Here is a 20,515-nt window from a genome sequence, read left to right as displayed (position 1 = left end):
CCCCAGCGTCTAGTGAGGAAGCGCCGGCGGTGAGTATCTGGCTCTCGGGTCTCGGATGTGCCCGATCACAGTGGCGGGACCGCACCGGATTCGCACCGGTTTCCTCAAGTTCATGCAGCCCGTCGGCGCCCTTTCGGTAGCCGATATTGCCACACGTAACTCCCGCGGCGTGTCGAACTTGAATCGAACAGGTGTTCGTCTACTGTGGGGATCGTTCGACGATGACTTGTCGGTGGGTCTCTCTAGTGTCACGGCCAACCGACCGATACCGGTCAGAGAACGACGACTACAGGAGAGACACCATGGCGCAAGCGCCCGACCGCGAAAAGGCCCTCGAACTGGCAATGGCCCAGATCGAGAAGAGCTACGGCAAAGGCTCGGTGATGCGTCTCGGCGACGAGACACGTCAGCCGATCTCGATCATTCCGACCGGATCCATCGCGCTGGACGTGGCCCTGGGCATCGGTGGCCTGCCCCGCGGCCGGGTCGTGGAGATCTACGGCCCGGAGTCCTCAGGTAAGACAACCGTCGCCCTGCACGCGGTGGCCAATGCCCAGGCGGCCGGCGGCGTCGCGGCGTTCATCGACGCCGAGCACGCCCTGGACCCGGACTACGCCAAGAAACTCGGCGTTGACACCGATTCCCTGCTGGTCAGCCAACCCGACACCGGGGAGCAGGCCCTGGAGATCGCCGACATGCTGATCCGCTCCGGCGCCCTGGACATTCTGGTCATCGACTCGGTGGCCGCACTGGTGCCGCGCGCGGAGCTCGAGGGCGAGATGGGCGACAGCCACGTCGGCCTGCAGGCCCGGCTGATGAGCCAGGCGCTGCGGAAAATGACTGGCGCGCTGAGCAATTCAAAAACCACGGCGATCTTCATCAACCAGCTCCGCGAGAAGATCGGGGTGATGTTCGGCAGCCCCGAAACCACCACGGGTGGAAAGGCGTTGAAGTTCTACGCGTCCGTGCGCCTGGATGTGCGCCGGATCGAGACGCTCAAGGACGGCACCGACGCGGTCGGCAACCGCACCCGGGTCAAGGTCGTCAAGAACAAGGTGGCGCCGCCCTTCAAGCAAGCCGAGTTCGACATCCTCTACGGCCGTGGCATCAGCAGGGAAGGCTCGCTGATCGACATGGGTGTGGACCAGGGCTTCATTCGCAAGTCCGGTTCCTGGTTCACCTACGAAGGCGAACAACTCGGCCAGGGCAAGGAGAACGTCCGCAACTTCTTGGTGGAGAACGGCGACGTTGCCAACGAGATCGAAAAGAAGATCAAGGAAAAGCTGGGCATTGGTGCCGTGGTGACCGATGACGACGTCTTGCCCGCACCCGTCGACTTCTGAGCCCTCCCGCGAAGAGCAGGCGCGGGCACTGTGCCTGCGCCTGCTCACCGCGAGGTCGCGCACCCGGGCCGAGTTGTCCGGTCAGCTTGCGAAACGCGGATACCCCGACGACGTCAGTGCTCGGGTGCTCGACCGGCTGGCCGCCGTCGGGCTGGTGGATGACGCCGACTTCGCCCAGCAGTGGGTGCAGTCCCGGCACACCAGGGCGGGAAAGAGCAGGCGCGCATTGGCCGCCGAGCTGCACACCAAGGGCGTCGACAAAGAGCTCATCAACACGGCACTGGCCGGCATTGACGCCGGTGCCGAGCGAGACCGGGCCGAAGAGCTGGTGCGGGCCAAGTTGCGGCGGGACACGCTCAGCGGGGACGACGCGCGGATCACTCGCCGGCTGGTGGGAATGCTGGCCCGCCGTGGCTACAGCCAGAACCTGGCCTGCGAGGTTGTCCTCGCCGAGCTGAACGCCGAACGGGAACGCCGCCGCGTCTAGCTGCGCGTTAATGGGGTAGGCCCCGGTCGCCGTACCATGGCCCCGTGACTTCGACAGTGGCTTCGGCGCGTACCTACCAGGTGCGCACCTACGGCTGTCAGATGAATGTCCACGATTCCGAGCGGTTGGCGGGCCTGCTCGAGGCCGCCGGCTACCACCGCGCCGACGAGGGCGCCGACGCGGATGTGGTGGTCTTCAACACCTGCGCGGTGCGTGAAAACGCCGACAACAAGCTCTACGGCAACCTCAGCCATCTGGCCCCGCGCAAGCGTGAGAATCCCGACTTCCAGATCGCGGTCGGCGGCTGCCTGGCCCAGAAGGACCGAGAATCCTTGCTGCGCAAGATGCCCTGGGTCGATGTGGTCTTCGGTACGCATAACATCGGGTCGCTGCCCACCCTGCTCGACCGGGCCCGGCACAACAAAGTCGCCCAGGTGGAAATCGTCGAGGCACTCCAGGAGTTCCCGTCGTCGCTGCCCAGCGCCCGCGAATCTGCCTATGCCGCTTGGGTTTCCATCTCCGTCGGTTGCAACAACAGCTGCACGTTCTGCATTGTCCCGTCGCTGCGGGGCAAGGAGGTCGACCGCAGCCCGGCAGATATCCTGGCCGAGGTGCGATCGCTGGTGGCCGACGGCGTGCTGGAAGTCACGCTGCTGGGGCAGAACGTCAACGCCTACGGCGTCTCGTTCGCCGATCCGGCATTGCCCCGTAACCATGGGGCCTTCGCCGAGCTGCTGCGGTCCTGTGGCGGCATCGACGGGCTGGAACGCGTGCGGTTCACCTCGCCGCACCCGGCGGAGTTCACCGACGATGTCATCGAGGCAATGGCGCAGACGCCGAATGTCTGCCCGGCGCTGCACATGCCGTTGCAGTCGGGGTCCGACCGGATGCTGCGGGCGATGCGGCGCTCGTATCGCGCCGAGCGCTACCTCGGCATCATCGACCGGGTGCGGGCGGCCATGCCGCATGCGGCCATCACCACCGACCTCATCGTCGGATTCCCCGGGGAGACCGAAGAGGACTTCGCGGCCACCCTCGACGTGGTGCGCCGGGCCCGGTTCGCGGCCGCGTTCACCTTCCAGTACTCCAAGCGACCCGGCACCCCCGCCGCGGAACTCGACGAGCAGCTACCGAAAACCGTTGTGCAGGAACGCTATATGCGGCTGATCGAGCTGCAGGAGCAGATCTCGCTGGAGGGCAACCGCGAACTGATCGGCCAGACCGTCGAATTGCTGGTCGCCACCGGCGAGGGCCGCAAGGACGCCCGCACCGCACGGATGACGGGGCGGGCGCGCGACGGCCGGCTGGTGCACTTCACCGCCGACGCCTCGGTGCGCCCCGGCGACATCATCACCACTGCGGTCACCGAGGCCGCGCCGCACCACCTGATCGCCGACGCCGGCATCCTGACCCACCGTCGCACCAGAGCCGGTGACGCGCACGCGGCCGGCCGGCGCCCGCGCGGCATCGGGTTGGGCATGCCCGGCATTGGGCCGGCCATTGAACAAGTCGAACCCCTGGGATGTACCCGATGACTAAAGAACACACGGACTTTGACGCACTGCGCGCCGAGATCGAGGCCGCAGAACGCCGCGTCGCACGCGAAATCGACCCCGGCCCAAGGGCATTCATCGTCGCCATCCTGGTGTTCGTGCTGCTGGGATCGTTCATCTTGCCGCATACCGGCCAGGTCCGCGGCTGGGACGTGCTGTTCAGCAGTCACGGCGCCGGTGCGGCCGCGCTGTCGCTGCCTTCGAAGGTCTTCGCCTGGCTGGCACTGGTTTTCGGCGTCGGATTCTCGATGCTGGCATTGCTGACCCGCCGCTGGGCGCTGGCCTGGATCGCGCTGGCGGGCTCGTCGATAGCCAGCGCGACCGGGCTGTTGGCGGTGTGGTCACGCCAGACCGCGGCCGCCGGTCATCCCGGCCCCGGCATCGGGCTGTGGGTGGCATGGATCACCGTGATTCTGTTGACGTTCCACTGGGCCCGCGTGGTGTGGTCGCGCACGATCGTGCAGCTCGCGGCCGAGGAGCAGCGGCGCCGGATCAGCGCCGAGCAACAGTCCAGGACGCTGCTGGAAACCCTGGGCGACCAGGACACCCCCGCTGACCCCGGGGCCGAGACGCCCCCGGACCAGGCCGAGAGCCGCTAGGACCTGCGGGTCAGCGCCTCAGCGGCGGCTTGGGCCCACTGCCGCCATTGTTCGGCGTTGGCTTGCGCCTCCTGAGCTTCCTTGCTCCGGCCGGCCGCCGCGGCCTTGCGGGCCTGCTGCTCGTAATGCTCGGCGCGGGTCGCGAACTGCTCGGCTCGGGCCTGCGCTTCGGGGTCGACCCAACTTGCCTCCCCGGCGTCGCGCACCTTCTTCTCGACGGCGCGCAGCCGCCGCTCCAGGTCGGCCGACCGCTCCCGCGGCACCTTGCCGATCGCGTCCCACTTGTCGGCGATCGACCGCAGTGCCGCCCGGGCGGCTTCGTGGTTGCTGGTGTCGATCTTCTCGGCTTCGGCCAGCAGCGCCTCCTTGGCGGTGGCGTTGGCCGCGAACTCCGCATCCTTTTCCGCCGTCACGGCATTGCGGGCGGAGAAGAACGCATCCTGGGCGGCCTTGAAGCGCTTCCACAGCGCGTCGTCGACCTCGCGGGTCGCGCGCCCCGCCGATTTCCATTCGGTCAGCAGCTGGCGGAATTCGGCACTGGTGCCGGCCCAGTCCGTCGAATCGGACATCTCCTCGGCCCGCTCGCACAGCCGCTCCTTGGACTGCCGCACGCCCGCGCGCTCGCGGTCCAACTCGGCGAAGTGCGAACCCCGCCGCCGGTTGAACGCCTCGCGCGCCGCGGAATAGCGCTTCCACAACGCGTCGTCGACCTTGCGATCCAGGCCGGTGACCGTCTTCCATTCGTCGAGAATCTCGCGCATCCGGTCCCCGGCGACCTTCCAGTGCGTCGAGTTGGTGGCCAGATCCTCGGCCTCGGCGGCCAGCGCTTCCTTGCGGGCGGTCTGCGCGGCCCGATGCTCGTCGCGACGGGAGCGATCGGCGGCGACCGTGGCGTCGGCGTGCTCGACCAGGGTGGTCAGCCGGCCCGCGAGCGCGTCGATGTCGCCCAGCACGGAGGCCGTCGGCAACGTCTCGGCCAGCGCGGCGGCGTTGGCTTTGATCTTGCGTGCATCGCCGCTCCCGGAGGCCAGCCGCTCCTCCATCAGCGTGACCTCGGTGCTCAGGTCCTCGAATCGCCTGCCGAAGTGGGTGAAGGCCGCCTCACGGTCGCCGGCCTGCCAGGAGCCGATGATGCGTTCGCCGGCCGAGCTGACCAGCCACACCGTCCCGTCGTCGTCGACGCGTCCGTACTTGTGCGGGTTGCTGGTCGGGGGCAACACCACCGGGTGCGCGCTGGGTCGCGGTGTCGGCCCGGGACGGGGACCCGGTCGCGGCCCGGGACGTGGTGCCGGCTTGGGCGCGTCGCTGGGGCGGGACTCGTCGTCGGTCATGCGCTCGTCACCATCTTCTACACCCTTTCGCGCGCTTGCTTACCCGCGCATCTGCCGCGCTTAGCGGCGCCTCTACGGTCGGGAGACCTGCTGTATCGACAGCTGCTCCGTCACCGATTCCACCAGTATTCAAGCAGCTTGGCGGGCCGTATGCCGCAACCTGATGATCGCCAGCTGAACGACCCGCCGTGAAACGGTGGGTGCACCCAGCATGTTCACTCGTGAACCGCCCGCTACTTCGGAGAGAATCGGCACATGGACAAGGTGGATATCGCCGCGCTGCTCGCGTTGAGTTCCGCGCTGTGCGTCGCGATCGGCGACGTTCTCCAGCAACGCGCGACGCACCGGATTACCGACACCTCGCTCGGCCAGATGCAGCTGTTCGCCAAGCTGGCCCGCAATCAACGGTGGCGGTGGGGCGTGCTGATCCTGATCGGGAGCATCGCCTTGCAGGCGGCCGCGCTGGACCAGGGCTCGGTGTTGCTGGTGCAGGCGTTGCTGGTCCTCTCGCTGCTGTTCGCGTTGCCGATCAGCGCGAGATTGGCCCAGCGCACGGTGTCCGGCCGGGAGTGGATCTGGGCCACCGTGCTGACCGCCGCGGTGTGCGTGATCGTGACGGTCGGCAACCCGCGGTCGGGTCATTCGAACGCGTCGCTGCAGACCTGGGCCTACGTCGTGGCGGTGCTGGGGCCGCTGCTGATCGGGTCCATCGTGGCGGCCCGCGTCCGGGGCGGCACGCTGGCCGCGGTGCTGTTCGCCTTCGTCTCGGGTTCGCTCTGGGGGATCTTCGCGGTGCTCACCAAGGGAGTCGTCCATCGGCTCGGCGAAGGCGGCTGGGCGGTGTTCGTCAGCCCGGAGTTGTACGCCTGGCTGCTGGTCGCGCTCGGAGGTTTCGCGTGGGAGCAGTCGGCGTTCCGGGCCGGCGCGCTGACCGCTTCGATGCCGACCTTGCAGGTGTCCCAGCCCGTCGTGGCGGCTTTGCTGGGTGTCATCGTCCTCGGCGAGACACTGAACACCGGCCGCGGCGGGATGGTCGCCCTGATCGCGGCCGCGATGGTGGTGGCGGCCGCCACCGTCGAGCTTGCCCGCGTCGACGCCGTCGCAACCAGCAAACGCGTCGAGGCCGCGCTGGATGGCGCCGCCGAGCAACCGGCTTAGATCCCGTTACCCGGCCCGGATAACGGTTCGATTCCACCGTTACCGGGGCCATAGGGCGACCACGCGAAGCCCGGTACCGTGATAGACAATTGGTGTTGTTGGTACTTGTGGGGCTAAAGGGGTGCCGTCAAGATAGCGGGGGTGGGGTCCGGCTATGACACCATTGGGGGTTCTCGGTCCTATCGGGCGTCACCAGCCAGCCACAGCGGTGCCACAGCCGGTACATAGGTTCGTGAACTAGGTATAGCGCAGGACCGTTTCTTCCGAAGTAGCGCGGGTGATTTCACTGCGTACACGACGGAAACGGTTCCGAAACGGGTAGGGAATACCCACCGCAGAGGATGGCCCACGGGGCCGCGCGCCGGGGAGGAGGTCGCAGATGGAGAAGACAGATATCGCGGTTGTTCTCGCCCTGCTCGCCGCGTTCGCGTCAGCGCTGGGGAATGTCGTCCGTCAGCGTTCAGCGCAGGAGATCACCGACAAGCCGGTGGGCCACCTCGAGCTCTTCCGGATGTCGGTGCGCGACGGCAAGTGGTGGCTCGGCGCCGGCGGCGCGATCGCCAACTACGCGCTGCAGGCCGCCGCGCTGACCATGGGCTCCGTAATGCTGGTCACGTCGCTGCAGGTGACGGCCCTGCTGTTCGCGCTGCCGATCTACGCACGCATGACCCGGCGCTCGGTCACCCGCTGGGAATGGACGTGGGCGCTGCTGCTGGCCGCCGCGCTGGCCGTGGTGGTCGTCGTCGGCGATCCGGATCCCGGTGCCTCGCGGGGCTCGGTGCAAACCTGGATAGTGGTGGCCCTGGTGATGGGCCCGGCGCTGGCGTTCTGCTTGTGGGGCGCGCGGAAGTGGCACGGCGCGGTGGCCGCGGTGCTGCTGGCCATCGTCGCCGGTTCGTCGCTGGCGCTGTTCGCGGTGCTGACCAAAGCCGTGGTGGTGATTGTCGGAGACGGCGTCGGTGCGCTGTTGACCGCGCCCGAGTTTTACGCGTGGATCGCCGCCGCGCTCGCGGGCATGATCTTCCAGCAGTCGTCGTTCCGTGCCGGTTCGCTGACCGCCTCACTGCCGACATCCGTGGTGGCCAAACCGGTCGTCGGTTCGATCCTCGGCATGGCCGTGCTCGGTGAGTACCTGGACTGCAACGGGACAGCGAAGGTCGTGCTGGGCTTCGGCGTCGTGGTGGTGGCCGTCGCGACCGTGGCACTGGCCCGCGGTGAGGCCGCGACCATGTCGAGCAGTCTCGCGGAGAAGCTGGCGAAAAAGGCACTGCGCAGATCGGGCGAGGTCCGGCTCGCCGAGGCGGAGTGCAGCAGCTGACCGCAACGGCCCGGCCGGCTGGCCTGTTGACCTAGTGCGCGTCGATTAGTTTGATCTGGTGCTGAGCGCCATCGCGATCGTTCCCTCCACGCCGATGCTGGTCCCCGAACTCGCCGGGGCAGCGGCCGCCGAGTTGGCCGACCTGGCCACGGCGGTGCTGGCAGCTGCCGCGCTGCTGCCGTCGCGGTGGGTCGCGATCGGGACGGGCGACGCCGACGATGTGCTGGGCCCCAACGGGATCGGCAGCTTTGCGGGTTACGGAGCCGACGTGCGGGTCCAGCTCTCGCCGCGGGCCGCCGAACCTCCCGAGTCCGTGGCCGACTTCCCGCTCTGTGCTTTGATCGCCGGCTGGCTGCGCGGCCAGGCCCGGCCCGAGGCCGTCGCGCAGGTGCGCGTCTACGACGCCGGCCTTGACGTCGACACCGCGCTGGGTTTGGGCAGACAGCTGCGCGCCGAGATCGACCAGGCGCCCGATCCGGTCGGCGTGCTGGTCGTCGCCGACGGCGCGAACACCCTGACACCGGGCGCGCCCGGCGGTTATGACCCCGGCAGCGCCGACACCCAGCTGGATCTCGACGACGCCCTGGCGAACGGCGACAACGCAGCCGTGGGCCGGTTGTCGGACCAGATTCTCGGGCGGGTCGCCTTTCAGGTGCTGGCCGGGCTGACGGAGCCGGGGCCGCGTTCGGCCAAGGAGCTGTACCGGGGAGCGCCCTACGGTGTGGGGTACTTCGCCGGAGCCTGGCAGCCATGAGACCTCTGGCGATCATCGGCCCCACCGGGACCGGCAAGTCGCAGCTGGCCCTCGACGCCGTCGAGCAACTCAGCGGCGAGGTGGGCGCCGAAATCGTCAACGCCGACGCCATGCAGTTCTACCGCGGCATGGACATCGGCACCGCCAAGCTGCCCGTCGACGAGCGCCGCGGCATCCCGCATCACCAGCTCGACGTCCTGAACGTCACCCAGACCGCGACCGTCGCCCGGTATCAGCGAGCCGCCGCCGCGGATATCGAGGCGATCGCGGCCCGCGGCGCGGTGCCGGTCATCGTGGGCGGCTCGATGCTCTACGTCCAGTCGTTGCTCGACGACTGGACGTTTCCCGCGACCGATCCCGCGGTGCGGGCGCGCTGGGAGCAGCGCCTCGCGGAGGTCGGAGTCGGCATGCTGCACGCCGAGCTGGCCCGCCGCGACCCGGCCGCCGCCGCCGCGATCCTGCCCACCGATGGCCGCCGCACGGTGCGCGCGCTCGAGGTCGTCGAGCTCACCGGCCAGCCGTTCGCGGCGTCCGCCCCCCGGATCGGCGCTCCCCGGTGGGGCACTGCGATCGTCGGATTAGACTGTGACACAACAATTCTCGACGAGAGATTGGCCCGGCGAACCGACATCATGTTCGCCCACGGTCTGGTCGAGGAGGTACGCACCCTGCTGCGTGAGGGCCTGCGCGACGGCGTCACCGCGTCGCGCGCGCTGGGCTACGCGCAGGTGCTCGCCGCACTGGATGCCGACGAGCCCGAAGCCTTGCGTGACGCGCAGGAGCTGACGTTTGTCGGCACCCGCCGCTACGTGCGACGGCAACGGTCGTGGTTTCGGCGCGACCACCGGGTGCACTGGGTCGACGTGGGCGCGGCGACCGAGTCCGACCGGGCTCGCCTCGTCGCGGACACCCTGCGGGCCTGGCGCCACGTACCCTAAACAGGTGATCTTTGCCAAGGGCCACGGCACCCAGAACGACTTCGTGCTGCTGCCCGACCTCGACGCCGAGCTGCGGCTCACCGCGGCACGGGTGGCCGCGTTGTGCGACCGCCGCCGCGGATTGGGTGCCGACGGCGTGCTGCGGATCACCACCGCGGGTGCTGTCCTCAAGGCCCGCGTGCTCGATCGACTGCCCGACGGCGTCGGTGCGGACGACTGGTACATGGACTACCGCAACGCCGACGGGTCGACCGCGCAGATGTGCGGCAACGGCGTGCGGGTGTTCGCGCATTACCTGCGCGCCAGCGGGCTGGAGTCCCGCGACGAGTTCGTCGTCGGATCGCTGGCGGGGCCGCGGATGGTCACCCTGCACCACGCCGACGCCACCACCGCCGACGTCACCGTCGACATGGGCAAGGCCAACCGGCTGGGCAGCGGGGGACCGGCCTACGAGGCGATAGTCGGTGGCCGGCGCTTCAGCGGGCTGGCGATCGACGTGGGCAATCCGCACCTGGCGTGCGTCGACCCCCAGCTGACCGGCGACGAGCTCGCCGCGCTGGATGTCGCCGCGCCGGTGCAGTTCGATCGGGCGCAGTTCCCGGAAGGGGTCAACGTCGAAGTGCTGACCGCGGCCGCCGAGGGCGTGGTGCAGATGCGGGTCCACGAGCGCGGGGTGGGCGAAACCCGTTCCTGCGGAACCGGAACGGTTGCGGCGGCGGTGGCCGCACTCGCCGACGCCGGGGCCGACACCGGGACGCTGACCGTGCGCGTGCCCGGCGGTGACGTCGTCGTCACGATCACCGACGCCACCAGCTACCTGCGGGGGCCGTCGGTGCTGTTGGCCCGTGGCCTAGTTAGCGAGGACTGGTGGAACGCCCAATAATTTGGATGCACGGCACGGATTTCGCGTGCACTATTGCTAATTGCCTATGACACATCCTGAAACTCCGTACCACGATCGGTCCGCTGGTCGTCCCGCGTCCGAGCCCAGCGTCGGCGAACTCGCTCTCGAAGACCGATCTGCCCTGCGCCGCGTCGCCGGGCTGTCCACCGAACTCACCGACGTCTCCGAGGTCGAGTACCGACAGCTGCGGCTGGAGCGCGTCGTGCTGGTGGGCGTCTGGACCGAGGGCACCGCGGCCGACAATCAGGCGAGCCTGGCCGAGCTGGCCGCCCTGGCCGAAACCGCCGGCTCGCAGGTGCTCGAGGGGCTGATCCAGCGCCGCGATAAGCCCGACCCGTCGACCTACATTGGCTCGGGCAAGGCCCAGGAGTTGCGCGAAGTGGTCGTGGCCACCGGCGCCGACACCGTGATCTGCGACGGCGAGCTGTCGCCCGCGCAGCTGACCGCGCTGGAGAAGGCCGTCAAGGTCAAGGTCATCGACCGGACTGCGCTGATCCTCGACATCTTCGCCCAGCACGCCACCAGCCGCGAGGGCAAGGCGCAGGTGTCGCTGGCGCAGATGCAGTACATGCTGCCGCGACTGCGCGGTTGGGGTGAGTCGATGTCCCGGCAGGCCGGTGGCCGGGCCGGCGGCAGCGGCGGCGGGGTCGGACTGCGTGGTCCCGGTGAGACCAAGATCGAGACCGACCGGCGCCGTATTCGCGAGCGGATGTCCAAGCTGCGCCGCGAGATCAAGGACATGAAGCAGGCCCGGGACACCCAGCGCAGTCGCCGCCTGCACAGCGACATGCCGTCGATCGCGATCGTCGGCTACACCAACGCCGGCAAGTCCAGCGTGCTCAACGCGCTCACCGGCGCCGGGGTGCTGGTGCAGGACGCGCTGTTCGCCACCCTGGAGCCCACCACCCGGCGCGCCGAGTTCGACGACGGCCGTCCGTTCGTACTGACCGACACGGTCGGATTCGTGCGGCACCTGCCCACCCAGCTTGTCGAGGCATTCCGCTCGACGCTGGAGGAGGTCGTCGACGCCGATCTGCTGGTGCACGTCGTGGACGGTTCCGACGTCAACCCGTTCGCCCAGATCAACGCGGTGCGTCAGGTGATCTCCGAGGTGATCTCCGACCATAAGGGGGATTCGCCGCCCGAACTGCTGGTGGTGAACAAGACCGACGCCGCCAGCGATCTGATGCTGGCCAAGCTGCGGCACGGGCTGCCGGGTGCGGTGTTCGTCTCCGCACGCACCGGCGACGGCATCGACGCGCTGCGCCGTCGGATGGCCGAGCTCGCCGCTCCCACCGACACCGCGGTCGACGTGGTGATTCCCTATGACCGCGGTGATTTGGTGGCGCGCGTGCACGCCGACGGTCGCGTCCAGCAGGCCGAGCACAACTCCGAGGGGACGCGGATCAAGGCCCGGGTTCCGGTGGCGCTGGCCGCGAGCCTGCGGCAATTCGGCGCCGCCGGCGACGAGGTCTCCTAGCCGCGACGCGGCGGCATCGGCGGGCGAGTGTCTGACCCCGAACGGCCCGGGGTCAGCTGCCGACCAACCGTCTGGTTGGTATATGTTGGGCGGCAAGTCCCATTCGCCGGAGGTCATCGATGAGCACTGCCGTCAAGTTCCAGCGCACCCTGTTCGAGCCCGAGCACGACTTGTTCCGCGAGTCCTACCGGGCTTTCCTGGATCGCCACGTCGCCCCGCATCACGACGAATGGGACAAGGCGAAGATCGTCGATCGGGGCGTGTGGCTCGAGGCCGGCAAACAAGGCTTCCTCGGCATGGCGGTGCCCGAAGAATACGGCGGCGGTGGCAATCCCGATTTCCGGTACAACACGATCATCACCGAGGAAACCGCCGCCGGGCGCTACAACGGCATCGGATTCGGCTTGCACAACGACATCGTGGCGCCGTACCTGCTGTCGCTGGCGACCGACGAGCAGAAGCAGCGCTGGTTGCCCAAGTTCTGTACCGGGGAACTGATCACCGCGATCGCAATGACCGAGCCGGGAACCGGTAGCGACTTGCAGGGCATCAAGACTCGCGCGGTCAAACAGGGCGATCACTATGTGCTCAACGGTGCAAAGACGTTCATCACCAACGGAATCAACTCCGACCTGGTGATCGTGGTCGCCCAGACTGATCCGGACAAAGGCGCTCAAGGGTTTTCGCTGCTCGTCGTCGAACGCGGCATGGAAGGCTTTGAGCGCGGCCGTCATCTGGACAAGATCGGCCTGGACGCACAGGACACCGCCGAACTGTCCTTCACCGATGTGCATGTGCCGGCCGAGAATCTGCTCGGCGAGGAGGGCCAGGGCTTCATCTACCTGATGCGGAACCTGCCCCAGGAACGGATCAACATCGCCATCATGGCCGCCGCGTCGATGGAGAGCGTGCTGGAGCAGACGCTGCAGTACACCAAGGAGCGCAAGGCCTTTGGCAAGCCGATCGGCAGCTTCCAGAACAGCCGATTTGTGTTGGCCGAGCTGGCGACCGAGGCCACCGTGGTGCGGATCATGGTCGACAACTACATCGCGCTGCACCTTGAGGGCAAACTCACGGCCGAGCAGGCTGCGATGGCCAAGTGGTATTGCACCGAGAAGCAGGTCCACCTGATCGACCGCTGCCTGCAGCTGCACGGCGGTTACGGCTACATGCGCGAATATCCAGTCGCGCGTGCCTATCTGGACGCCCGGGTGCAGACCATTTACGGCGGTACGACCGAGATCATGAAGGAGATCATCGGGCGCAGCCTCGGGGTCTAGCCGCATGATCGCGACCCCCATCGGCTAACGTCGGCGGCGGTGAACCAATCTCGCTGTCACGCAACGACGATTCGTGGACGGGCGCGCGATGCCCGCGCGGAAGGTGACACGAACCAAGCACAACTAGTCGGCTTACGCTGTCATTGCTTGGGTTTGCGGCAAAATAGTCGTTGCCCATGAATAGCTCCTTTGCTCGAGTGGATGGCCGGCGCCCCGCCTACGGTCGGCGCATGTCCCTGGGCCACCTGGAGCGCGTAATCACCCGCCCTCGGCGTGTTCTGGGGCAGGGCCGGTCGCGACATGATCGTCATCCGGCATCATTTCGACATCGGAGTGGTCTCCGTTTTCGTAATATTCGCGAATTGCCTTCGTATTTCTCGTTCGCTGGAGCAAAGTTATGCGAGCCCGGCGATAATACGAACTCGGTGGGGTTCGTAACCCGGGTTTGGGTTACCAACCGCTCGCAGGGGCCGCAGGGTACGGGCATGGCCATACATAAGGGCATATCCGTCGGCTGGGAGGCTTGGTGAACGGGAAGAGAGGTCAAGTGCGCAGGCTCGCCGGTCGGGCGCTGATCAGCGTGGCGACCACCGCGTTGGCCATCGTGCTAATGGCACCTACCGTTTCCGCGTCGCCGATCGGTGACGCCGAAGCCGCGATCATGGCCGAGTGGAGCAAGGCCGGCGGCGACACCTCACCACTGGGCCCCCGCAAGGGCGATGTCTACCCCGTCGCCGACGGCTTCGTATGCGACTTCGACGGCGGCAAGATGTACTTCACCACCGCCACCGGTGCCAAATTCATCTACGGGCCGATCCTGGAAAAGTACGACATGCTGGGCGGCGCGGCCGGTAGCGATCTGGGCTTTCCGACCATCAATGAGGTGCCCGGGCTGGCGGGACCCGACAGCCGAGTGGCGACCTTCTCGGCCAGCGACAAGCCGGTGATTTACTGGACGCCCGATCATGGCGCGTTCGTCGTCCGCGGTGCCCTGAACGCCGCCTGGGACAAGCTCGGCAGCTCCGGCGGTGTGCTCGGCGCCCCGGTCTCCGACGAGACCTACGACGGCGAGGTGTCCTCGCAGAAGTTCGGCGGCGGCCAGATCTCGTGGAACCGCAAAACCAAGGAATTCACCACTGAGCCAGCGAATTTGGCCGACCAGCTCAAGGGTCTGCAGGTAGCGATCGATCCCGCCGCGGCCATCAACATGGCCTGGCGCGCGGCCGGCGGCGTCAACGGTCCGCTGGGCGCCAAGCAGGGCGGTCAGAATCCGATCGGCGGCGACGGCATCGTCCAGAACTTCGCCGGCGGCAAGGTGTTCTTCAGCCCGGGCACCGGGGCGGCCGCCGTCGAAAGCGACATTCTGGCGAAGTACGAGGCGGTAGGTGGCCCGGTCAGCAGCGACCTGGGCTTCCCGACCGCCAACGAGTCCGACGGCGGCGTCAGCCCCAACAGCCGGATCGTCACGTTCTCGGCGGCCGACAAGCCGGTGATCTTCTGGACTTCCGACCACGGCGCGTTCGTGGTGCGCGGTGCCATGAAGGCCGCGTGGGACAAGCTGCGTGGTCCCACCGGAAAGCTGGGCGCGCCGGTCGGCGACCAGTCCGTCGACGGCGATGTGATCTCGCAGAAGTTCACCGGCGGCAAGATCTCGTGGAACCGCGCCAAGAACACCTTCTCCACCGACCCGGCCAACCTGGCTCCGCTGTTGTCCGGCTTGCAGGTGTCGGGGCAGAACCAGCCGAGCGGTACGGCGATGCCGGCGCACGCCAAGAAGTGGTTCAGCTGGAGCTGGTGGTACCTGTTCGCCCTGGTCCCGCTGCTGATTCTGGTGCTGCTCGCGGTGTTCGTCGCGTTGCGGTGGCGCCGGCACCGCGCCGGGCGCAACAGCGCGCCCTACGACCTGGAGCGCGACGTCGACGTCGGCGGCTATGACGACTCGGGTGAGCCGCGCTGGGAACCCGGCTACGGAGATGGCTCCACCGAACACTTGTCGTTCAGCGACGCGCACGCACCCGAGCACCGGGACGCCGATGACGCGCCGCTGGCCCGGTGGCCGCATTCACCCGAAACGGCCGAGCTGGACGAGGACGCGGGGTACGACGAGCCGGCGCGGCCGGTATCCGACGAGGAATGGGACGAGTTCGGGGTCGACGAGCGGGATCCCGACTCGGTCGACACCGATTCCATCCCGCTGGTGTCGGCGGACGACCTGTTCGAGGCCGGCTACGGCGACGAGCTCCCGGAAGCCGGCTACCCCGACGGCGCCGATGTGCCGGAGGTCGCATCGGCGGATGTCGTCGCGGAGGACGACTACACCGACGCTGCGGAAGGCGCCTATCCGGGTGCCGCCGCCGAGGCGGGCTATCCGGAATTCGCCGAAGAGGATGCCGCCTACCCGGAGGCGGGCTATCCGGCTGCCGAGGATGAGGACGCGGCCTATCCCGACGTCGCCGTCCCGCACACCGCACTCGACGCCGCTCGCCCCGGTGCCGGCCATCCCGATGCCGCCTACCCCGCCGAAGAGCCGGAGGCCGCGTATCCCGATGTCGCCGTGCCGCACACGCCTCCGGATCTTGCCGGCGCGGGCGGTGCGGCCGCTGCGGGTGGTGCCGGCGCGGGTGGTGCTGCCGCGGGCGGGGGCGCATCCGGCCTTGCGGCTGCGCTCGGAGCCGCGTCCGGCGTCTCGCCCAGAGCCGGGCGGCACGCGGCCGCGGACGCCGACGACGAGGCGGACTTCGCGCCGGCCGCGGCCATCGGTGCACTGGGCCCGGTCGGGCGCCCGACGATCCACCTGCCTTTGGAAGACCCGTACCAGATACCCGACGGCTATCCGATCAAGGCGAGCCCTCGCTTCGGCCTGTACTACACGCCTGACAGCGACCTCTACCACGACACGCTTGCCGAGATCTGGTTCACCACCGAGGAAGCCGCGCTGGTCAACGGCTTCGTGAAGGCCGACTGACGCGCCGGACTTCCCGGCGCTATACCTTGCGGATCACCGTCACGACCTTGCCGAGCACGGTCGCGTCATTGCCGGGGATCGGATCGAACGCCGGGTTGTGCGGCATCAGCCACACCTGACCACCCGCGCGCTTGAACGTCTTGACGGTCGCTTCGCCGTCGATCATGGCGGCGACGATGTCGCCGTTGTCGGCGACGTTCTGCTGCCGAATCACCACCCAGTCGCCGTCGCAGATCGCGGCTTCGATCATCGAGTCGCCGACAACTTTGAGCAGAAACAGCGTGCCCTCGCCGACCAGTTCGCGGGGAAGTGGGAAGACGTCCTCGACGGCTTCCTCGGCCAGGATCGGTCCACCGGCCGCGATACGCCCGAGCACGGGGACGAACGTGGGTTCCGGCAACGCGTCGGACCCGGCGACCTCGGTGGTCGGCGCCGCAGCCGCCGCCACGTCGTCGGCGCCGCGCACATCGACGGCTCGGGGGCGGTTCGGGTCGCGGCGCAGGTATCCCTTGCGCTCGAGGGTGCGCAGCTGATGAGCCACCGAGGAGGTCGACGTCAGGCCGACCGCATCGCCGATCTCCCTGATGCTCGGCGGATATCCACGGCTGGTCACCGACTCGCGGATGACGTTCAAGATGGTGCGTTGGCGCTGGGTAAGCGATGAATCCACGGATTGCAACCGGCCGCCGGTGCGGGTTGCTGAGGTGTCGTTGCTGTCGCTCATGGCACTGAATGTAGCCCCCATGAACCCAAGAATCAAACATGTGTTCGACTAGCGTGTCGCCGCTCGGCGGGTCCGGGGGAGTGATCCGCGTAACTCCTCGAATAACAATGGTGTAACTCTCGAAAAGACCGGGTACTTGTGCTGCATGGCACTGACAGCGATCGGACAGAAGTTGTCGGTGGCGTGGTCTAGCGTTTTGCTCGTGCGACACGCTTCGCTCAAATGTTCGGATTTCGAACACACGAGCGATAGTGTCGAACACACGAGCGAGGATTAGTTGACCGGAGGAACGCACATGACGCTCATGCACACAGTCTCACCGCGGACCAGCAACGTGCGGCGCCCGAGCGATGGGCCGGTCGCACGGCCTCGCTATGACCAGGATCGCGTGCTGCCGGCGCGCAGGTCCGTGCAGTCCCGGCCGGCCGGGGCGCCGATGCGCTACCGCGGTACCGGCGTCTCGATGTCGGCCGCGCCGCATCGCCGCCGTCCGGTCACGCTCGGGACGACGGTGGGGCTGGCCCTGATGGCCGGAATCATCACGCTCTGGCTGGGCCTGGTCGCGAATCTCGGTCAGATCGCCAACGGCGACGCCGGCGCTGCGGCGGCTCCCGTGCCGGACCGGCTGTCCGTCGTGCAGGTCGAGCCGGGCGAGTCCCTGCAGGACGTGGCACACCGGGTTGCGCCGGAAGCGCCGGCCCGTCAGGTCGCCGACCGTATCCGCGAACTCAACAACCTGAGCTCGCCGGCACTGGCCGCCGGTCAGACCCTGATCGCACCGGTCGGCTGACCGCACGGCCGGTAGTGCGAAAACTGCTCTACGCCAAGGCTCCTCGGTTCTCCCGTCGGTGGCAGCGGACGTGTCGTGGCTGCATTGGCCCGGCGGGGGAGCGCACAGGTACGCTCGGAGTGTTCTTCCGAGATGCCGGCACAGCGAAGGAGCGGTCATGCATTGCCCGTTCTGTCGCCATCCCGATTCGCGGGTGATCGACTCTCGGGAAACCGATGAAGGCCAAGCCATTCGGCGCCGGCGGTCCTGCCCGGAGTGTGGGCGACGCTTCACCACGGTAGAAACCGCGGTTCTGGCCGTCGTCAAGCGCAGCGGTGTCACCGAGCCGTTCAGCCGGGAAAAGGTCATCAAAGGTGTGCGCCGCGCGTGCCAGGGCCGTCAGGTCGATGAGGATGCGCTGAATCTGCTGGCCCAGCAAGTGGAAGACACCGTGCGTGCCGCCGGCTCCCCGGAGATCCCCAGTCACGAGGTCGGCCTGGCGATCCTCGGGCCGTTGCGTGACCTGGACGAGGTGGCGTACCTGCGCTTCGCCTCGGTGTACCGGTCCTTTTCGTCGGCCGACGATTTCGAACGCGAGATCGCGGCGCTTCGCAAGCATCGCAAAGTATCGACACCGAGCTGACCCGCATGCCCGGCGATTTGCATCCCGATCTCGCGGCCCTCGCGCCACTGCTCGGCACCTGGGCCGGCCGTGGTTCGGGCGAATACCCGACGATCCAGCCTTTCGAGTATCTCGAAGAGATTGTGTTTTCCCATGTGGGCAAACCGTTTCTGGCCTACGCGCAAAAGACCAAAGGGGCAGCCGACGGCAAACCGATGCATGCCGAGACCGGCTACCTTCGTGTGCCGGCGCCCGGTCATGTCGAGCTGGTGCTGGCTCATCCCAGCGGTGTCACCGAAATCGAGGTCGGCTCCTTTTCCGTGACCGGCGATCTCATCGAAATCGAGCTGGCCACTACATCGGTCGGATTGACTCCGACCGCCAAAGAGGTTTCCGCGCTTGGCCGAACCTTGCGGATCGACGGTGATCAACTTTCGTACTCGGTGCAGATGGGTGCGGTCGGGCAACCCCTGCAGCATCATCTCGCCGCGGTGTTGCAGCGAAAGGCCTGAGCCGCTCAGTCGAGTTGTGTCACACCGTCGTTGACTACGCGGCCGGCGACGCGAACCCAGCCCTCGGGACTCCAGACGGTTTCCAGCCTCGATCCCTTGCCCTGGGTGATGCTCAGGTCGCGGCTGAGATGGTCGGTAATCCGTAGCGCGGCTGAGCCGGTCGCTTCGTCCTCGGGCACACCGAGATTCGCGACGAACGTTCGGGAGCGCAACGAGCCGGCGGACTGGTCGATCCAGGTCCACAAGTAGTGCGCGGCGTCGTCGGGAAAATCGACTGGGTCGGCCGCGAGAAGCTGTTCGACGGAATCGAATTCGTGCATGGCGTATTCGGGGCCCCATTCCGAGCGGGCCCGGACGCCCACCAGATCACCCTCGTAGTGCACCTGCACGATGCCGGCCGGCACCGCAAGCGTGTTGATCGGCCTACCGATTGACCGCAGCCACCACGACGCCCCGACGGTCGGGTGCCCGGCGAACGGAAGCTCGGTGCGCGGGGTGTAGATCGCGGCATGGGCAGTGGCCGAATCGGCGGCCGGAAGATCGATGAATACCGTTTCGCTGTAACCCAATTGGGTGGCCAGCCGCTGGCGATCGGCAGGCGCGACCTGACTGGCGTCGACGACGCCCAAGGGATTACCGAATTTGCCGTCTCGGTCGGTGAAGACACGCAACACCGTCACATCGATGCCCATGGCCCGACTGTACGGGCCGGGTCAAACCAATTATCTAAGTCGCGCTGCGCTCGTCGGAACCTATCGCGTTGAGCACCGCGACGCGCGTGTCGGCCGACCCCGTGACCGTGCGTTCGCCGCTGCCGGTGCGCAGCAACCCGCGAAGCGCGGCTTGGTCGTATTCGGCGGGTGTGGTGGTGTCGATGAAGCGCTGGACGACGTCGATGAAGCGGGCCGGGTCTTCGTGGAACGGAAAGTGGCCGGAGCCGGCGAAGATCTCCAGGCGGGAGCCCGGCATCGCGGCGTGCGCCATCCACGCATGGCGGACCGGGACCACCACATCCTTGGTGCCCCAGACGATCTGCACCGGAATGGCCTCGGTCAAATAACATCGATCCAGGAAGGTGACGATCTGTCCGCGCCAGTCCACCACGGCCCGCAATGTCCGGCTGAACGCCGACGAGGCCGTCGGCTCCGGCAAGTCATCCAGGATGCGCAACACATTCGGCAGATCGCGGCCCAACCCGGTGGATCCGATCGCCAGGCCCGCGATTCGTCCCGCCAGCTGGACCGCCGGCAGCACCAGGGGCAGCCGCAGCAGCGCCAGCGCTTCCGTCCCGATGGGCAGCGAGGCCAACCGGAACGCGACGTTGACGTCCTTGGTGACACCGCCCGCGGCGACCAGGATGAGCCGCTCGACCAGATGGGGGAATTGGTAAGCGAATTGCATCGCCACGCCGCCGCCGAGTGAGTGACCGACGATGGTCACCCGCTCGATATCGAGCACGGACAGCAAATCGCGCATTCCGTTGGCGTAGCCGGCCACCGAGTAGTCGGCGCGCGGTTTGTCGGACTGCCCATGTCCCAGCAGATCGGGGGCGATCACCGTGTACCGCTGAGCGAGCTTGGCCTGCACGGTATTCCACGTCGTGGAGTTGTCGCCGATGCCGTGAATCAACAGAATCGCCGGCCCGGAGCCGGCGATTCGGAACGCTCGTTTGTACCCGTGGATGGTGCGGTATTCGAGCCGGGGGGTGGTCACTTCGCGCACTGGACGAAGATTGCTCTTGCGCTTCCGCTCAGTCATCTCGCCACCTTGCTGTCGCG

At 67.7% G+C, this 20,515-nt stretch carries 19 protein-coding genes and 1 riboswitch; of the genes, 15 read left to right on the top strand and 4 right to left on the bottom strand.

The genetic code is table 11. The annotated features are described in order from the left end of the window. Positions 1 to 10: 10 nt before the first annotated feature. Positions 11 to 139, bottom strand: a riboswitch (cobalamin riboswitch). Between the two features lie 163 nt (positions 140 to 302). The 4 genes from recA to LMQ14_RS17750 all read left to right on the top strand — a co-directional run bounded on the left by recA (position 303) and on the right by LMQ14_RS17750 (position 3,982). Then, a complete protein-coding gene (gene recA / locus LMQ14_RS17765) occupies positions 303 to 1,343 on the top strand; it encodes a recombinase RecA (protein ID WP_267730850.1) in 1,041 nt (346 codons plus the stop codon). Then, positions 1,309 to 1,830, top strand: coding sequence for a recombination regulator RecX (gene recX / locus LMQ14_RS17760; RefSeq protein WP_267730849.1), 522 nt, complete (start codon positions 1,309 to 1,311; stop codon positions 1,828 to 1,830). Before recA ends, recX begins: the two co-directional genes overlap by 35 nt. A 101-nt stretch (positions 1,831 to 1,931) precedes the next feature. Beyond that, on the top strand, positions 1,932 to 3,365 hold the full coding sequence (gene miaB / locus LMQ14_RS17755) for a tRNA (N6-isopentenyl adenosine(37)-C2)-methylthiotransferase MiaB (RefSeq protein WP_267735571.1): 1,434 nt from the start codon (positions 1,932 to 1,934) through the stop codon (positions 3,363 to 3,365). Continuing rightward, the gene (locus tag LMQ14_RS17750; protein ID WP_267730848.1) at positions 3,353 to 3,982 is read left to right on the top strand and encodes a hypothetical protein; all 630 of its coding nucleotides are present in this window, start codon (positions 3,353 to 3,355) and stop codon (positions 3,980 to 3,982) included. The genes miaB and LMQ14_RS17750 overlap by 13 nt, the downstream gene beginning before the upstream one ends. Here the strand turns inward: LMQ14_RS17750 and LMQ14_RS17745 are convergent. Beyond that, positions 3,979 to 5,313 (bottom strand): DUF349 domain-containing protein, encoded by a 1,335-nt coding sequence (locus LMQ14_RS17745; RefSeq protein WP_267730847.1) that lies wholly within the window; start codon positions 5,311 to 5,313, stop codon positions 3,979 to 3,981. The two genes, LMQ14_RS17750 and LMQ14_RS17745, sit on opposite strands and share 4 nt — an antisense overlap. A gap of 255 nt (positions 5,314 to 5,568) precedes the next feature. On the opposite strand from LMQ14_RS17745, the gene LMQ14_RS17740 reads away from it, so the two are divergent. From LMQ14_RS17740 to LMQ14_RS17705, 8 genes are all read left to right on the top strand, one after another. Next, on the top strand, positions 5,569 to 6,471 hold the full coding sequence (locus LMQ14_RS17740; protein WP_267730846.1) for a DMT family transporter: 903 nt from the start codon (positions 5,569 to 5,571) through the stop codon (positions 6,469 to 6,471). 379 nt (positions 6,472 to 6,850) lie between these two features. Continuing rightward, positions 6,851 to 7,789, top strand: a complete 939-nt coding sequence (locus LMQ14_RS17735) for a DMT family transporter (protein ID WP_267730845.1) — start codon at positions 6,851 to 6,853, stop codon at positions 7,787 to 7,789. A gap of 58 nt (positions 7,790 to 7,847) precedes the next feature. Beyond that, entirely contained in the window at positions 7,848 to 8,543 is a 696-nt protein-coding gene (locus LMQ14_RS17730; protein WP_267730844.1) for a hypothetical protein, read from the top strand. Further along, a complete protein-coding gene (miaA, locus tag LMQ14_RS17725; RefSeq protein WP_267730843.1) occupies positions 8,540 to 9,481 on the top strand; it encodes a tRNA (adenosine(37)-N6)-dimethylallyltransferase MiaA in 942 nt (313 codons plus the stop codon). Before LMQ14_RS17730 ends, miaA begins: the two co-directional genes overlap by 4 nt. Before the next feature lie 4 nt (positions 9,482 to 9,485). Next, positions 9,486 to 10,364, top strand: a complete 879-nt coding sequence (dapF, locus tag LMQ14_RS17720; RefSeq protein ID WP_267730842.1) for a diaminopimelate epimerase — start codon at positions 9,486 to 9,488, stop codon at positions 10,362 to 10,364. Between the two features lie 46 nt (positions 10,365 to 10,410). Then, positions 10,411 to 11,865, top strand: coding sequence for a GTPase HflX (gene hflX, locus LMQ14_RS17715; protein WP_267730841.1), 1,455 nt, complete (start codon positions 10,411 to 10,413; stop codon positions 11,863 to 11,865). A 119-nt stretch (positions 11,866 to 11,984) separates the two neighbouring features. Next, positions 11,985 to 13,145, top strand: coding sequence for an acyl-CoA dehydrogenase family protein (locus tag LMQ14_RS17710; protein ID WP_267730840.1), 1,161 nt, complete (start codon positions 11,985 to 11,987; stop codon positions 13,143 to 13,145). Between the two features lie 547 nt (positions 13,146 to 13,692). Further along, positions 13,693 to 16,110: an LGFP repeat-containing protein gene (locus LMQ14_RS17705; protein ID WP_267730839.1), complete on the top strand. Its 2,418-nt coding sequence runs from the start codon at positions 13,693 to 13,695 to the stop codon at positions 16,108 to 16,110. Positions 16,111 to 16,129: 19 nt separating this feature from the next. On the opposite strand, the gene lexA is transcribed toward LMQ14_RS17705, so the two are convergent. Further along, positions 16,130 to 16,834 carry a transcriptional repressor LexA gene (gene lexA / locus LMQ14_RS17700; protein WP_267730838.1) on the bottom strand — a complete coding sequence of 235 codons (705 nt, stop codon included), beginning with the start codon at positions 16,832 to 16,834 and terminating at the stop codon, positions 16,130 to 16,132. 295 nt (positions 16,835 to 17,129) lie between these two features. Here lexA and LMQ14_RS17695 point away from each other — a divergent pair, with 295 nt between their 5' ends. The 3 genes from LMQ14_RS17695 (at position 17,130) to LMQ14_RS17685 (ending at position 18,737) form a co-directional block, all read left to right on the top strand. Then, the gene (locus LMQ14_RS17695; protein WP_267730837.1) at positions 17,130 to 17,624 is read left to right on the top strand and encodes a LysM peptidoglycan-binding domain-containing protein; all 495 of its coding nucleotides are present in this window, start codon (positions 17,130 to 17,132) and stop codon (positions 17,622 to 17,624) included. A gap of 157 nt (positions 17,625 to 17,781) precedes the next feature. Further along, a complete protein-coding gene (nrdR, locus tag LMQ14_RS17690; RefSeq protein WP_090601310.1) occupies positions 17,782 to 18,246 on the top strand; it encodes a transcriptional regulator NrdR in 465 nt (154 codons plus the stop codon). Positions 18,247 to 18,251: 5 nt separating this feature from the next. Then, on the top strand, positions 18,252 to 18,737 hold the full coding sequence (locus LMQ14_RS17685) for a peroxynitrite isomerase (RefSeq protein WP_267730836.1): 486 nt from the start codon (positions 18,252 to 18,254) through the stop codon (positions 18,735 to 18,737). A gap of 5 nt (positions 18,738 to 18,742) precedes the next feature. On the opposite strand, the gene LMQ14_RS17680 is transcribed toward LMQ14_RS17685, so the two are convergent. Continuing rightward, a complete protein-coding gene (locus tag LMQ14_RS17680; protein WP_267730835.1) occupies positions 18,743 to 19,429 on the bottom strand; it encodes a PhzF family phenazine biosynthesis protein in 687 nt (228 codons plus the stop codon). 34 nt (positions 19,430 to 19,463) lie between these two features. Next, a complete protein-coding gene (locus LMQ14_RS17675) occupies positions 19,464 to 20,495 on the bottom strand; it encodes an alpha/beta fold hydrolase (protein ID WP_267730834.1) in 1,032 nt (343 codons plus the stop codon). Positions 20,496 to 20,515: the final 20 nt, after the last annotated feature.

Source organism: Mycobacterium sp. Aquia_213, from assembly GCF_026625985.1.
Taxonomy (GTDB): domain Bacteria; phylum Actinomycetota; class Actinomycetes; order Mycobacteriales; family Mycobacteriaceae; genus Mycobacterium.
The sequence above is the reverse complement of the archived record's forward strand: the minus strand, read 5'-3'. Positions and strand labels throughout refer to the sequence as shown.

What these genes read in the sequence shown, in the direction of transcription:
- recX (WP_267730849.1), top strand. Translation starts at nt 1,309, where the DNA reads ATGACGACGTCTTGCCCGCACCCGTCGACTTCTGAGCCCTCCCGCGAA.
- LMQ14_RS17710 (WP_267730840.1), top strand. Translation starts at nt 11,985, where the DNA reads ATGAGCACTGCCGTCAAGTTCCAGCGCACCCTGTTCGAGCCCGAGCAC.
- LMQ14_RS17695 (WP_267730837.1), top strand. Translation starts at nt 17,130, where the DNA reads ATGACGCTCATGCACACAGTCTCACCGCGGACCAGCAACGTGCGGCGC.
- LMQ14_RS17680 (WP_267730835.1), bottom strand. Translation starts at nt 19,429, where the DNA reads ATGGGCATCGATGTGACGGTGTTGCGTGTCTTCACCGACCGAGACGGC.
- lexA (WP_267730838.1), bottom strand. Translation starts at nt 16,834, where the DNA reads ATGAGCGACAGCAACGACACCTCAGCAACCCGCACCGGCGGCCGGTTG.
- LMQ14_RS17675 (WP_267730834.1), bottom strand. Translation starts at nt 20,495, where the DNA reads ATGACTGAGCGGAAGCGCAAGAGCAATCTTCGTCCAGTGCGCGAAGTG.
- nrdR (WP_090601310.1), top strand. Translation starts at nt 17,782, where the DNA reads ATGCATTGCCCGTTCTGTCGCCATCCCGATTCGCGGGTGATCGACTCT.
- miaA (WP_267730843.1), top strand. Translation starts at nt 8,540, where the DNA reads ATGAGACCTCTGGCGATCATCGGCCCCACCGGGACCGGCAAGTCGCAG.
- LMQ14_RS17685 (WP_267730836.1), top strand. Translation starts at nt 18,252, where the DNA reads ATGCCCGGCGATTTGCATCCCGATCTCGCGGCCCTCGCGCCACTGCTC.
- LMQ14_RS17745 (WP_267730847.1), bottom strand. Translation starts at nt 5,313, where the DNA reads ATGACCGACGACGAGTCCCGCCCCAGCGACGCGCCCAAGCCGGCACCA.
- miaB (WP_267735571.1), top strand. Translation starts at nt 1,932, where the DNA reads ATGAATGTCCACGATTCCGAGCGGTTGGCGGGCCTGCTCGAGGCCGCC.
- recA (WP_267730850.1), top strand. Translation starts at nt 303, where the DNA reads ATGGCGCAAGCGCCCGACCGCGAAAAGGCCCTCGAACTGGCAATGGCC.
- LMQ14_RS17740 (WP_267730846.1), top strand. Translation starts at nt 5,569, where the DNA reads ATGGACAAGGTGGATATCGCCGCGCTGCTCGCGTTGAGTTCCGCGCTG.
- hflX (WP_267730841.1), top strand. Translation starts at nt 10,411, where the DNA reads ATGACACATCCTGAAACTCCGTACCACGATCGGTCCGCTGGTCGTCCC.
- LMQ14_RS17750 (WP_267730848.1), top strand. Translation starts at nt 3,353, where the DNA reads ATGTACCCGATGACTAAAGAACACACGGACTTTGACGCACTGCGCGCC.
- LMQ14_RS17735 (WP_267730845.1), top strand. Translation starts at nt 6,851, where the DNA reads ATGGAGAAGACAGATATCGCGGTTGTTCTCGCCCTGCTCGCCGCGTTC.